Here is a 14076-nt window from a genome sequence, read left to right as displayed (position 1 = left end):
CGGAAATGAGGACGCTAGACGTGAACGACGACATCGAGAGCCCCGGCAGCGACATCGCGATCGTCGGGATGTCCGGCCGTTTCCCCGGGGCGTCCGACGTCGCCGAGCTCTGGTCGGTCATCCGGGCGGGCCGCTCCGGGATCACCCGCTTCGGCGACGACGAGCTGCGCGCCGCCGGGGTGCCCGAGGACGTGCTGGCCGACCCCGCGTACGTCAAGGCCGCCCCCGTCATCGACGGCGTGGAGCTGTTCGACGCCGCCTTCTTCGGCTTCGGCCCGAAGGAGGCGCAGATCCTCGACCCGCAGCACCGCCTGTTCCTGGAGCACAGCTGGGCGGCGCTGGAGGACGCGGGCTGCGACCCCAAGCGGTTCGACGGCGCGATCGGCGTGTTCGGCGGCTGCGCCCACAGCTCGTACCTGCAGAACAACCTCCTGCCGGGCGGCCTCGCCGCCGTCATGGGCGACCTCGCGCTCGGCCTCGCCAACGACAAGGACTCGCTCACCACCCGCGTCGCGCACGCCCTCGGCCTGTCCGGCCCCAGCTACGGCGTGCAGAGCTACTGCTCCACCTCGCTCGTCGCGGCGTGCGCGGCCGCCACCAGCCTCGCCGGGTTCGAGTGCGACCTCGCGCTCGCCGGCGGCGTCGCCGTCAACGTGCCGCACCGCGTCGGCTACCTCTACCAGCAGGGCGGCATCGCGCCGCCCGACGGGGAGTGCCGCGCCTTCGACGCGGGCGGCCTCGGCGCGCCGCTCGGCAGCGGCGTCGGCGTGGTCGCGCTGCGCCGGCTGGAGGACGCGCTCGCCGACGGCGACCAGATCTACGCCGTCATCCGCGGCTGGGCGGTCAACAACGACGCCGGGCGCAAGGTCGGCTTCACCGCGCCCGGCGTCCAGGGGCAGGCCGCCGTCATGGCCGAGGCGCTGGCCAGCGCCGACCTGACGCCCGCCGACATCGACTACGTCGAGGCGCACGGCACCGGCACCGCGCTCGGCGACGCCGCCGAGCTGGCCGCGTTGCAGCAGGTCTTCCGCGGCCAGTCGCTGCTGCTCGGCTCGGTCAAGACCAACGTCGGCCACCTCGACCGGGCGGCCGGCGTCACCAACCTCATCAAGGCCGCCCTCGCCCTCAGCCACGACGAGATCCCGCCCACGCTCAACCTGGCCGAGCCGAACCCGCAGCTCGCCGCCGGCGAGGCCCGGCTGGAGGTCGTCACCGGCCTGCGGAGCTGGCCGCGCGAGGCGGGCCGGACCCGGCGGGCGGGGGTGAGCGCGTTCGGCATCGGCGGCACCAACGCGCACGTCGTGCTGGAGGAGGCGCCGCTGGTGCCGCGCACCGAGGAGCCCGCCCGGCCCGAGCCGATCATCTGGTCCGCCCGCACGGCCGAGGCCGCCGACGCGATGACCGCCCGCCTCGCCGAGCACCTGGCGGGCGACGGCGCCGGGCAGCGGCTGTCGGACGTGGCGCACACCCTGCAGACCGGCCGCCAGGTGTTCGGGCACCGCCGCCTGCTGGTCGCCGCGACCCCCGCCGAGGCCGCCGCCGCGCTGCGCGGCCCGGCCGTGCTCAGCCGCGCCGAGAGCCGCGCCGACCGTCCCGTGGCCTTCCTCATCGCCGGGACCGGCGAGCAGTACCCGGGCCTGGCCGAGGAGCTGTACCACGCCGAGCCGGTCTTCCGCGACGCCCTGGACCGCTGCCGGGCCGCGCTCCGCCGCCACCTGGACACCGGCGCCGCGGACCCGCTCGCGGAGATGCTCGCCCCCCGCTCCCGTCCCGGGAACGGCGACGGCGACGGCGACGGGGGCGGGGACGGGGGCGGGACCGCGCTCGGGCGGCTGCTCGGCCGCGCGGCCACCCCCGACGCCGCCACCCCGACCGAGATCCTGCAGCCCGCGCTGTTCGCCGTCGAGTACGCCCTGGCCGAGCTGGTGCTGTCCTGGGGCGTCCGCCCCGCCGCGCTGGCCGGCTACAGCCTCGGCGAGTACGTCGCCGCCACCCTCGCCGGCGTGCTGACGCCGGAGGACGCCCTCGCCCTGGTCGCCCACCGCGCCCGCCTCATCGGCGAGCTGCCCGCCGGCGAGATGAGCGCCGTCCCGCTGCCCGCCGCCGACCTCACCGACCGGCTCCGCCGCGCCGGCATCACCGGCGTGGACGTGGGCGCGGTCAGCGGCCCCGACCTCACCGTCCTGTCCGGCGAGCCCGCCGCCATGCGGGCCGCCCGCGAGCTGCTGGCGGCCGAGGCGGTGCCGTGCCGGCCGCTGGCCACCACGCACGCCTTCCACTCCCGCATGATGGAGCCCGCCAGGGACCGGCTCACCGCCTGGATCGCCGCGAACGTCACCCTGCGCGCGCCCGCGATCCCGTACGTGTCGAACGTCACCGGCCAGCTCATCACCGCCGAGCAGGCCACCGACCCGGCGTACTGGGCCGAGCACATGTGCGCGCCGGTGCGCTTCGACGCCGTCCTGGACACGCTGCTCAGGCTGGACGAGGAGGCGGCGCTGCTGGAGCTCGGGCCAGGACGCTCGCTCGGCGCCATGGCCCGCGGCCACCGCGGCTGCCCGCCCGGCCGCTGGCCCCTCGTCGTCGCCACCCTGCCCGGGGCCGACGACCCGCGGGGGGCGCGGGAGGTGCTGGCCGAGGCGGCCGGGCGGCTGTGGCTCTGCGGCGTCCCGGTCGACTGGTCCGGCTACCGGCAGGACCGGCCGGTCGCCAAGGTCGCCCTGCCCACGTACCCGTTCCAGCGCGCCCGCTACTGGATCGACGCCCCCGCCCGCCCCCAGCCCGCCCGCGCCGGGACGTCACCCGCTTCCCACGCCGCAGCCCCGTCCGCGGGCGCGACCGTCTCCCCGCCTGGGGACGCGACCGCCTTCTCGGAAGGAGGGGTGGCGGGGTCCGCGGCCGTCTCCCCGGCGGGAGGGGTGGCGGGGTCTGCGGCCGTTTTGCCGGCCGGGGGGACGGCGGCGGGGTCCGCGGCGCCCGGGGACCCGGTCGTTTCCGCCTCCGGTTCCGCCTACGCACGAGCGGCCGTGCCTGGTGCCGTGCCGGCCGGCGCGTCCGCCGTCGCGCCTCCGCACGTGCGGCTGATGACCCCCCATTGGGTCCCGTCCCCGCTCCCTGCCGTCACCACCGGGTCCCCGGGGACGTGCGTGGTGCTCGCGGGGGAGGCCGCCACCGCCGAGCCGGTGGTGGAGGCTCTGCGCGGCGCGGGCGGGGAGGTCGTGACCGTGCTGCCGGGAGCCGCCTTCGCCGAGACGGCCACCGGCGTCGTCATCGACCCGGGCTCGGCGGCGGACCACGCCGCGCTGGCCCGCCGCCTGCGCGAGGCCGCCGTCGTCCTGGACCTTCGCCTGCTCGACCGCCCCGAGGAGCCCGCACCCGACGGGCGGGACGCGCTGCTGCCCGTCGCCCGCCTGCTGCACGCCTGGGGCGAGGAGGGCGGGGACGCCACCCGCGTCGTCCTGGTCACCAGGGGCGGCCAGGCGGTGCGGGACGGCGAGGCCCCCGAGCCCGGCCAGGCCGCCGCCGCGACCCTCCCGATGGTGGCCAACCAGGAGTACCTCACCCTCGACTGCCGCACCGTGGACCTCGCCCCCGGCGACACCCCGCAGGACGTGGCGGACCTCCTCGCCGCCGAGGCCGGCGGCTCCACCGGCGACGACACGTTCGTCGCCTACCGCGACGGGGCCCGGCTCGTGCGCGCTCACGTCCCGGCCGAGCCGGCGGACGCGCCCGCGCCCGCCGTCCGCGAGGGCGGCACCTACCTGATCACGGGCGGTCTCGGCGACGTCGGCCTGCTCGTGGCCGAGCACCTGGTACGCCAGGGCGCCCGCCGCCTCGTCCTGACCAGCCGCGCCGGCCTGCCCGCCGACCCGGACCACCCGCGTCGCCGCGCCGTCGATCGCCTGAGGGAGGCCGGGGCCGAGGTCCTGACCCCGCGCGTGGACGTCACCGACCCCGCCGCCATGCGCCGGGCCCTCACCGAGGCCCTGACCCCCGGCCCCGCTCCGTCACAAGGGGGGCCGTCGCAAGGGGAGCCGTCGCAAGGGGAGCCGCGGCTGGACGGCGTCGTGCACGCCGCCGCCGAGACCTCTCCCGGCACCTTCCTCCCCCTCCGCGACCTCGACGGGCCCGCCGTGGCCCGGCATTTCGCCGCCAAGGTCACCGGCGCCCTGGTCCTGGAGCGGGTCCTGGCGGAGACGGGGCAGCGGCCCGCGTTCTGCGTGCTGTTCTCCTCCACCTCCGCGCTGCTCGGCGGCATCACGTTCGGCAGCTACGCCGCGGCCAACGCGGCGCTCACCGCGCTCGCCCACCGCAACCCCGGCTGGACGGCGGCGAGCTGGGACACCTGGCAGGTCACCCTCGACCGGCTGGACGGCGGGCTGGGCGCGGCCATGGCCGCGCACGCCATGTCCGCCGGGGAGGCGCTGGCGGCCTTCGACCGGCTGCTGTCCGCCGGCCGGCCGGACGTCGTGGTGGCCGCCGGCGGCCTGGAGGACCGCCTGCCCCGGCGGGCGACGGCCGAGGCGCCCGGGACCCGCGACCGGTTTCCCCGCCCCGAGCTGCCCCAGCCGTACGCCGCGCCGCTCACCCAGGCGGAACGCGACCTGGCCGAGCTCTGGTCGGAGGTGCTCGGCGTCGAGCCGGTCGGCACCCGGGACAACTTCTTCGACCTGGGCGGCAACTCCCTGGTGGCGTTGCAGATGCTGGCGCTGGTGAAGCAGCGGTTCGGGGTGGCGGTGCCGACGGTGGTGCTGTTCGAGGCGCCGACCGTGCACACCTTGGCCGCCGTCCTCGGCGAGCGCGCCGCCCCGCGCCCGCCCGCCCGTGTGACCGAGCCCGCCCCGCGTAGCCCCGAAAGCGCCGGAAACCCCGAAAGCGCCGAGAGCGCCGGAAGCCCCGGTAGCCCCGAGAGCCACGCGGACGCCGACGACCGGCGGATCGCCGTCGTCGGCATGGCCGGCCGGTTCCCCGGCGCGCCCGACGTCGAGACGTTCTGGCGCAACCTGCGCGACGGCGTCGAGTCCATCAGCTTCTTCTCCGAGGACGAGCTCCTGGCCGCCGGCGTGGACCCCGACCAGCTCCGCGACCCCGCCTACGTGCCCGCCCGCCCCGTCCTGGACGACGTGGCCGGCTTCGACGCCGCCTTCTTCGGCATGAGCCCCCGCATGGCCGCCGTCACCGACCCGCAGCAGCGGGCCTTCCTGGAGGTGTGCTGGGAGGCGCTGGAGCAGGCCGGGTACGCCGCGCCGGAGCACCGCGGCCGGGTCGGCGTGTTCGGCGGCGCGAACATCAGCACGTACCTGCTCCGCCAGACGGCCCGCCTGCTCGGCGGCGGCAAGCAGGAGTTCAGCGACTTCGAGGTCATCATGGGCAACGACAAGGACGCCCTGCCCACGACCGTGTCGTACCTGTTCGACCTGCACGGCCCGAGCGTCGCCGTGCAGACCTTCTGCTCCACCTCGCTCGTCGCCGCGCACCTGGCGGTGCAGAGCCTGCGCAACGGCGAGTGCGAGCTGGCGCTGGCCGGCGGCGTGTCCATCCGGGTGCCCGACCGGGTCGGCCACCTGTACGGGCCGGGCGGGCAGGAGTCGCCCGACGGCCACGTGCGCACGTTCGACGCCGAGGCGAGGGGCAGCATGTTCGGCGACGGCGCGGCCGTGGTGCTGCTCAAGCGGCTGCCCGACGCGCTGCGCGACGGCGACCACATCTGGGCCGTGATCCGCGGCTCGGCCATGAACAACGACGGCGCGCTCAAGGTCGGCTACACCGCGCCCAGCGTCGTCGGCCAGGCCCGGGTGATCGCCGACGCGATGGCCGACGCGGGCGTCACCGGCGACGACATCAGCTACGTCGAGGCGCACGGCACCGCGACCGAGCTGGGCGACCCCATCGAGGTGGCGGCCCTGACCCGGGCCTTCGGCCCCACGACCGCCAAGGGCTACTGCCCGATCGGCTCGGTCAAGACCAACGTCGGCCACCTCGACCGGGCGGCCGGGGCCAGCGGCCTGATCAAGACGTCGCTGGCGCTGCGCGAGGGCGTCATCCCGGCGAGCCTGCACTACACCCGCCCGAACCCGGAGATCGACTTCGACGACAGCCCGTTCTACGTCAACACCGAGCTGTCGCCGTGGCGCACCCGTGACGCGCGGCCCCGCATCGCCGGGCTCAACTCGCTCGGCATGGGCGGCACCAACGTCCACATGGTGGTCGAGCAGCCGCCCGGCCGCCCGGCGGGGAGCCCGGCCGAGCACCGGTACCACGTCCTGCCCGTCTCCGCCCGCGGCGCGGCCGCCGCCGACCAGGCCCGCGACCGGCTCGGCCGGCACCTGGCCGGCACGCCCGGCCTGCGGCTCGCGGACGTGGCGTACACGCTGCAGGCCGGGCGCAAGGTCTTCGAGCACCGCCGCGCCGTCGTCGCCGCGAGCACCGCCGCGGCGGCCGAGGCGCTCACCGGCGAGGCGGGGGCGATGAGCCGGGTGGACACCGCCCAGGGCCGCCAGGTCGCCTTCCTGTTCGCCGGCGTCGGCGAGCAGTACCCGGGGCTGGCCGCCGACCTGTACCGCCACGAGCCCGCCTTCCGCGCCGCGCTGGACGAATGCCTCGGCCTGCTCGCCGAGTCCGTCCCCGGCCTGGCCGACCTGCTCGCCGGGGAGCGCGACGGCGGCGGCGCGTCCCTCGCCGCCCTGCTCGGCCGCGAAGGACCCGGCGGCAGGGACGAGGCCGGGAGCGGCGCGGCCGGGAGCGGCGGGCGGGCGGCCGAGCTGGGCCGCACCGAGGTCGTCCAGCCCGCCCTGTTCGCCGTCGAGTACGCCCTGGCCCGCACCCTCATCTCCTGGGGCCTGCGCCCGGCCCTCATGCTCGGCTACAGCCTCGGCGAGTACGTCGCCGCCACCCTGGCCGGCGTCCTGTCGCTGAAGGACGCCCTGGCCCTGGTCACCCACCGGGCCCGGCTCATCGCCGAGCTGCCGCCGGGCGCGATGCTGGCCGTGTCGCTGCCCGCCGACGCGCTGCGCCGCCGCTTCAAGCTGGACGCGCGCGGCCTGGACGTGGCGGCGCTCAACGGCCCCCAGGTCACCGTCGTGGCCGGCCCGCCCGACGCCGTCACCGGCCTCGCCGGTGACCTGCGCGCGGCCGGCGTCCCCTGCCGCCCGCTGGAGACCACGCACGCCTTCCACTCCCGCATGCTGGAGCCCCTGGCCGCCGAGCTGACGAGCTGGGTCGAGGCCAACGTCCGGCTCAACCCGCCCGCCCTGCCGTACGTGTCGAACGTGACCGGCGGCCTCGCCGACGCCGGGCTCGTCTGCGACCCCGGCTACTGGGCCCGCCACATGTGCGGCACGGTCCGCTTCGCCGACGGCGTGGACCGCCTGCTCGCCGACCCCGGCCTCGCCCTGGTGGAGATCGGCCCCGGCCAGTCGCTCGGCGCGCTCGCGCGCGGCGCGGGCTGCCCGCCCGAGCGCTGGCCGCTGATCACCGCGACGCTGCCCGCCGCGAGCGACCCCCGCCCCGGCGACCAGGTGCTCGCCGACTGCCTGGCCCGGCTGTGGCTGTGCGGCGTCACCCTCGACTGGGACGCCTACCACGGCAGGACCGCGGGCGCCGACCCGGCCGCGCTGCCCGGCCGCGTCCCGCTGCCCACCTACCCCTTCCAGCGGGAGCGCCACTGGCTGGAGCCGCCCAGGCCGGGCCAGGTGGTCGCGGCCGAGCCCGACGACCTGTTCGAGGCGATCACCAGCCTGCCCAAGCTGCCCGAGGACCGCTGGCTGCACCTGCCGGTGTGGCGGCAGAGCGCCCCGCCCGCGCCCGCCCCGGACGACGGCGCCCCGTGGCTGGTCCTCACCCGCGACGGCCGCGCCGACGCCGCCGCCGACCGGCTGCGCGCCACCGGCGCCCGGGTCGTCGCGGTCCGGCCGGGCGAGGCCTACCGGGCCGGGCCCGACGGCTACACCGTCCGGCCCGGCGACGCCGCCGACCTGCGCGCCCTGCTGCGCGACCTGCGCGCCGCCGGCCACCCCCTCACCAGGGCGCTGCACCTGTGGACGCTGGAGCCGTCGCCGGACGCCACCGCGCTCGGCCTGCACACCCTCGTCGCGCTGGCCAGGGCCGCGGGCGAGGCGGGCGTCACCGAGTGGACGCTCGACGTCGCCGTCTCCGGCACCCAGGAGGTGACCGGCGGCGACGCCGTCCACCCCGAGCTGGCCACGCTGACCGGCCCCTGCCTGGTGATCCCGCTGGAGTACCCCAAGGTCGCCACCCGCCTGATCGACCTGCCCGCCGGCCCGGCGGACGCCGACCTGGCCGCGCTGGCCGCCGAGCTGTCCCGCCCCCGCGCCGACCGGGTCGTGGCGCTGCGCCGCGGCCGCCGCTGGCTGCCCGGCTACGAGAGCCTCGACCCCGGGCCCGCCGAGCCGGACCCGTTCCGCGAGGACGGCGTCTACCTGATCACCGGCGGCCTCGGCGGCGTCGCGCTCGGGCTGGCCGGCCGGCTGGCCCGCGAGCACCGCGCCCGGCTGGTCCTGCTGGCCAGGAACGGCCTGCCGCCCCGCGAGGAGTGGCCCGCCGTCCTCGCCGGCGACGGCGACGAGACGACCCGGCGGCGCGTCCGCCAGGTGTCCGAGCTGGTCGAGCTGGGCGCCCAGGTGGAGATCGTCACCGGCGACGCGGCCGACCCCGACGACGTGCGCCGCGCGGTCGGGACCGCGCTGGAGCGCTTCGGCGCGCTGCACGGCGTGCTGCACGCGGCCGGCGTCCCCGGCATGGGGCTCATGCAGTTCAAACGGCCCGAGGAGCTGGAGCAGGTCCTCGCCCCCAAGGTGGCCGGCACGCTCGCCCTGGCCGAGGCGCTGCGCCTCGGCGAGCCCGGCGAGATCGAGCTGGACTTCCTCGTCCTGTTCTCCTCCATCACCTCCGCCACCGGCGGCGGCCCCGGCCAGGTCGACTACTGCGCCGCCAACGCCTTCCTCGACACCTACGCCGCCAAGCTCGCCGCCACCGGCCGCCGCGTCGTCGCCGTGGACTGGGGCGAGTGGACGTGGAACGCCTGGGAGGCCGGCCTCGACGGCTACGACGAGGCGCTGCGCGCGTTCTTCAAGCAGAACCGCTCCAGGATCGGCATCGGCTTCCCCGACGGCTGGCGCGCCCTGCGCCGCGCCCTCGCCGCCGGCGAGCCGCGCGTCGTGGTCTCCACCCAGGACTTCGCCACCCTCGTCCGCGGCAGCGCCAGGTTCACCCTGGAGGCCGTCACCGCGCCCGCCGGCGGCGCGGCCGGCGAGTCGCACCCCAGGCCCGAGCTGGTCACCGCCTACCAGGAGCCGGCCGGCCCCGAGGAGGAGGCCATCGCGGCGATCTGGCGCGAGTCGCTGCGGCTCGACCGGGTCGGCGCGCTCGACAACTTCTTCGAGCTCGGCGGCAACTCCCTGCTCGGCGTCGCGATCGTCGCCGCCGTGCGGAACGCGTTCGACCTGGACGAGCTGCCCCCGCACATCCTCTACGAGGCCCCGACCGTGGCCGCGCTCAGCCGGACCGTCGAGGCGCTGCGGGAGGGCTCCGCGCCCGCCCTGGCCGGCGCCGACGGCGGCAGCCAGGTGCGCGCCCAGCTGCGCCGCAGCGGCCTCGAAGCCTCCGCCGCCCGCCGACGCGGACGGCACCCCCAGGAAACGACCCGATAGCGAACGAGTGAACGGAGCGGACATGACCGTGATCGGAGTCATCGGCGCCGGCGTGATGGGCGTCGGCGTCGCGCAGAACCTCGCCTCGACCGGCCACGACGTGGTGCTGGTCGACAAGGACGAGCAGATCCTCGCCGACGCGCTGGGCACCATCGCCCGCAACGCGCGGATGAGCCGGCTCATGGGCGGCCCCGCCCTCGACCCGGACGAGGTGCTGGCCAGGATCACCACCTCGGTCGGCGTCGGCGGCGCCGCCAAGTGCGACCTCATCATCGAGAACGTGACGGAGAACTGGGACGTCAAGCGGGAGGTCTACCAGGCGCTGGACGCCGCCTGCGGCCCCGACACCGTCTTCGTCGTCAACACCTCCGCCATCCCCATCACCAAGGTCGCCGCCGTCACCGGCCGCCCCGACAAGGTGATCGGCGTGCACTTCATGAACCCGGTGCCCGCCAAGCCCGCCGTGGAGCTGATCCCCGGCTTCCACACCTCGCCGGGCACCGTCCAGCGCACCCGCGACCTGCTGACCGCGATGGGCAAGAAGTCGGTGGACGTCAAGGACTCCTGCGGCTTCATCTCCAACCGCGTCCTCATGCTCACCGTCAACGAGGCCGCCTACCTCGTGCACGAGGGCGTCGCCGACGCCGAGTCGGTCGACGAGGTCTTCCGCAGCTGCTTCGGCCACCCCATGGGCCCGCTGGAGACGGCCGACCTCATCGGCGTCGACACGATCCTCTACAGCGTCGAGGTGCTCTACGAGCACTACGCCGACAGCAAGTACCGCCCCTGCCCGCTGCTCAAGCAGATGACGGACGCGGGCCTGCACGGCCGCAAGTCGGGCCGCGGCTTCTACACCTACAGCACCGCCAACTGAACGCACACCAGCCAACTGAACGCACAGAAGGAGTCATCGCACATGTCGAACACCGCCAAGGAGCAGATCCTCGACTTCGTCCGCGGCCGGTACCCGCAGGCGGAGATCGACGAGACGCAGGACATCTTTGCGCTCGGCTTCGTCAACTCGCTGTTCGCGATGGAGCTGGTGATGTTCGTGGAGAAGACGTTCGGCGTCACCATCCCCAACGAGGAGCTGAAGATCGACAACTTCCGCACCGCCAACGCCATGGCCGAGCTGGTGGCCAGGCTCTCGCCGACGCTGGCCGTCGCGTGACGCTCATCGCCACGGCGCCGCCCCGGGTCGTCGACCGGCGCTCGGCCCGGGCGTTCGTCGACACCCACGTCGTGCCGTACGCCGACGACTACGACAGGAGCGGCCGGGTCCCCGAGGACCTGCTGCGGCAGGTCGCCGCGGCGGGCCTCTGGGCGCCGTTCCTGCCCCCGGAGTCGGGCGGGGCCGGGATGGACCTGGTCACGCTCGGCGAGGTGCACGAGGAGGTGGGCCGCGGCTGCTCCTCGCTGCGCAGCCTGCTGACCGTGCACACCATGGTGGCCTGGACCGTGCAGCGGTGGGGCACCCCGGCGCAGCGCGAGCGCTGGGCCCCCGCCCTCGCCGCCGGCGACGCGCTCGGCGCGTTCTGCCTGTCGGAGCCGGGCGCGGGCAGCGACACCGCGGGCATCACCACGACCGCAGCCGCGCGCGGCGACGGCTGGGTGCTCAACGGGGTCAAGAAGTGGACCACGGGAGGCCAGCGGGCGGACCTGTTCCTGGTGTTCGCCCGCACCGCCACCAGCATCGGCGCGTTCCTCGTGCCGCGTGAGGCGCCCGGCGTCGAGGTGCGGCCGATCGACGACATGCTGGGCACCCGGGCGTCCATGCTGGCCGAGATCTCCTTCAGGGACGTCGCGCTCGGCCCCGACGCGCTGCTCGGCCCGAGCGGCTTCACCGCCGGCATGGTGCTCACCGGCACCCTCGACCTCGGCCGCTACAGCGTGGCGGCCGGCTCGGTCGGCATCGTGCAGGCGTGCCTGGAGGCGTCGGCCGCGTACGCCGCCGAGCGCCGCGTCGGCGGCAAGGCCCTCGCCGAGCTGCCGCTCATCCAGGCCAAGCTGTCCGACATGGTGACCGACGCGCGGGCCGCGCGGCTGCTGCTGGCCGAGGCCGGCCGGCTCAAGGACGCCGGCGAGTCGGGCACCCTCATGGCCACCTGGATCGCGAAGTACTTCGCCTCCACGGCCGCGGTCCGGCACGCCGCCGAGGCCGTGCAGATCCACGGCGCGAACGGGTGCAGCCCGGACTACCCGGTCGCCCGGCTGTACCGGGACGCCAAGGTCATGGAGATCATCGAGGGCAGCAACGAGATCCAGCGGATCACCATCGCCGGCCAGGCGGAACGGGAGACGACCTCATGAGCGTGACCACCGAACGGCCCGGCGCCCTCGTCCTGCCCGAGAAGCCCAGGCGGGGCCGCGTCAAGTGCGTCGTCTGGGACCTCGACAACACCCTGTGGGACGGGGTGCTGCTGGAGGACGGCGAGGTGCGGGTACGCCCCGAGGTGGTCGAGCGCATCCACGAGCTCGACCGCATGGGCGTGCTGCACTCCATCGCGAGCAAGAACGACCGCGAGGCCGCCATGGAACGCCTGGCCGCGCTCGGCCTCACCGAGATGTTCCTCTACCCGCAGATCAACTGGAACGCCAAGTCCGACTCCATCAAGGCCATCGCCAAGGCCCTCAACCTCGGCGTGGACGCCTTCGCCTTCGTCGACGACCAGGAGTTCGAACGCGCCGAGGTGGCGCACGAGCTGCCCGAGGTCATCTGCGTCGACGTGCTGGAGCTGGAGGAGGCGCTGGCCAGGCCGGAGTTCCGGCCGCGCTTCGTCACCGACGAGTCGGCGCGGCGGCGCGAGATGTACCGGGGGCAGCTCGCCCGTGACGAGCTGGAGGGCACGTTCGTCGGCACCAACGAGGAGTTCCTGGCCGGGCTGGAGATGGAGTTCACCATCGCGCCCGCCCGCCGGGAGGACCTGCAGCGGGCCGAGGAGCTGACCGTCCGCACCAACCAGCTCAACTCCACCGGCCGCACCTACTCCTACGACGAGCTGGACGCCCTCCGGGAGTCGCCCGACCACCTGCTGCTGGTCGCCTCGCTCACCGACCGGTTCGGCAGCTACGGCAAGATCGGGCTGGCCCTGGTGGAGAAGGGGCCGGACGCCTGGTGGCTGCGCATGATGCTGATGTCGTGCCGGGTCATGTCGCGCGGCGTCGGCATGGTGCTGCTCAACCACCTGCTGCGCCTGGCCGCCGCCGAGGGCGTCGCGCTGCGCGCCGACTTCGTCGAGACCGGGCGCAACCGGATGATGCAGATCACCTACGCCTTCGCCGGCTTCCGCGAGATCCAGCGGGACGGCGCCGCCGTGGTGCTGGAGGCGGACCTGGAGGCGGTGCAGCCGCCGCCGCCCTACGTGCGGCTGGAGATCGGGACATGAGCGTGCTCACCGGCGACGACGTGCTGGCGCGGTGGCTGCCGTTCCGCGCCCTCACCGGGGCCGAGCCCGGCGCGCTGCCGCTGTACTGCCTGCCGCACGCCGGGGGCGCGGCCTCGGCCTTCCGCGCCTGGCAGGGCAAGGTGCCCGGCGTGGCCGTCCAGCCGGTCCAGCCGCCCGGCCGGGAGTCCCGGCACCGGGAGCCGCCCTACCGGCGGATGGCGCCGCTGGTGTCCGACCTGGCCGACGCCGTCCTCACCGACGTCGAGACGGCCGCCGCCGGCCGCCGCTACGCCCTGTACGGGCACAGCCTCGGCGCGATCGTGGCGTTCGAGCTGGTCCGCGAGATCCGGCGGCGCGGCGGGCCGCAGCCCGTCCACCTGTTCGTCTCCGGCTCCGACGCGCCCCACCTCACCTACGAGGACGGGCCGCCGGTCGGGCAGATGGGCAGGGAACAGGTCGTCGAGCTGCTGCGCACGCTCGGCGGCACCCCCGAGTGGCTGCTCGCCGACCAGGAGGCCCTCGCCATGATCCTGCCGGCGGTGCAGGCCGACTTCACCGTGAAGGAGACCTACGAGTACGAGGCGGAGCCGCCGCTGGAGGTGCCGGTCACGGCGCTGCCCAGCAACGCCGACCCGCGGGTGGCGTTCGCCAAGGTGGCCGGATGGCGGGCGCTCACCACCGGGCCGTTCGACCTGCACCCGTTCGAGGGCGGGCACTTCGCCGTCTTCGAGCAGGCCGCGCGGACCCAGGGGATCGTCGCGGAGGCGCTGCGGCCGTGGGCATGACCGGACCCGCGGCCCCGCCGCCCCGCCCGGCGGCGGTCCCCGCGGGTCCCCCCACCCCCACCCCACCAACCCTCACCCCCACCCCGGCTCCCGGCCCGGCCCCGACGCCCTCCCCAACCCCGACGCCCACCCCGGCCCCCGCTCGTGCGCCCGTCACCTCGCGCCCGCTGCCTGCGCCTGCGCGGTCTGCGCCGGCGCCGGGTGCGGGGTCCTTCGCGCTGCGCCGGCTTGCCTCGG

The 14076-nt window shown here is 75.9% G+C and carries 6 protein-coding genes; all 6 read left to right on the top strand.

Translation table 11 applies throughout. The features are described 5' to 3' along the window. Positions 1–5 precede the first annotated feature (5 nt). Genes MF672_RS20775 through MF672_RS20750 form a run of 6 tightly spaced genes read left to right on the top strand, consistent with a single transcriptional unit; the run spans position 6 to position 13839 of the window. Entirely contained in the window at positions 6–9668 is a 9663-nt protein-coding gene (locus MF672_RS20775) for a type I polyketide synthase (protein ID WP_247815342.1), read from the top strand. A gap of 22 nt (positions 9669–9690) precedes the next feature. Further along, the gene (locus tag MF672_RS20770; protein ID WP_242375681.1) at positions 9691–10542 is read left to right on the top strand and encodes a 3-hydroxyacyl-CoA dehydrogenase family protein; all 852 of its coding nucleotides are present in this window, start codon (positions 9691–9693) and stop codon (positions 10540–10542) included. A 42-nt stretch (positions 10543–10584) separates the two neighbouring features. Next, complete coding sequence (locus MF672_RS20765) at positions 10585–10839, top strand: acyl carrier protein (protein WP_242375680.1); 255 nt, start codon at positions 10585–10587, stop codon at positions 10837–10839. After that, entirely contained in the window at positions 10836–11978 is a 1143-nt protein-coding gene (locus tag MF672_RS20760) for an acyl-CoA dehydrogenase family protein (RefSeq protein WP_242375679.1), read from the top strand. Before MF672_RS20765 ends, MF672_RS20760 begins: the two co-directional genes overlap by 4 nt. Next, positions 11975–13054 (top strand): HAD-IIIC family phosphatase, encoded by a 1080-nt coding sequence (locus tag MF672_RS20755; RefSeq protein WP_242375678.1) that lies wholly within the window; start codon positions 11975–11977, stop codon positions 13052–13054. The genes MF672_RS20760 and MF672_RS20755 overlap by 4 nt, the downstream gene beginning before the upstream one ends. Continuing rightward, the gene (locus MF672_RS20750) at positions 13051–13839 is read left to right on the top strand and encodes a thioesterase II family protein (RefSeq protein ID WP_242375677.1); all 789 of its coding nucleotides are present in this window, start codon (positions 13051–13053) and stop codon (positions 13837–13839) included. The genes MF672_RS20755 and MF672_RS20750 overlap by 4 nt, the downstream gene beginning before the upstream one ends. Positions 13840–14076: the final 237 nt, after the last annotated feature.

Source organism: Actinomadura luzonensis (genome assembly GCF_022664455.2).
Lineage (GTDB): Bacteria > Actinomycetota > Actinomycetes > Streptosporangiales > Streptosporangiaceae > Nonomuraea > Nonomuraea luzonensis.
The sequence above is the reverse complement of the archived record's forward strand: the minus strand, read 5'-3'. Positions and strand labels throughout refer to the sequence as shown.

What these genes read in the sequence shown, in the direction of transcription:
- MF672_RS20775 (WP_247815342.1), top strand. Translation starts at nt 6, where the DNA reads ATGAGGACGCTAGACGTGAACGACGACATCGAGAGCCCCGGCAGCGAC.
- MF672_RS20770 (WP_242375681.1), top strand. Translation starts at nt 9,691, where the DNA reads ATGACCGTGATCGGAGTCATCGGCGCCGGCGTGATGGGCGTCGGCGTC.
- MF672_RS20765 (WP_242375680.1), top strand. Translation starts at nt 10,585, where the DNA reads ATGTCGAACACCGCCAAGGAGCAGATCCTCGACTTCGTCCGCGGCCGG.
- MF672_RS20755 (WP_242375678.1), top strand. Translation starts at nt 11,975, where the DNA reads ATGAGCGTGACCACCGAACGGCCCGGCGCCCTCGTCCTGCCCGAGAAG.
- MF672_RS20750 (WP_242375677.1), top strand. Translation starts at nt 13,051, where the DNA reads ATGAGCGTGCTCACCGGCGACGACGTGCTGGCGCGGTGGCTGCCGTTC.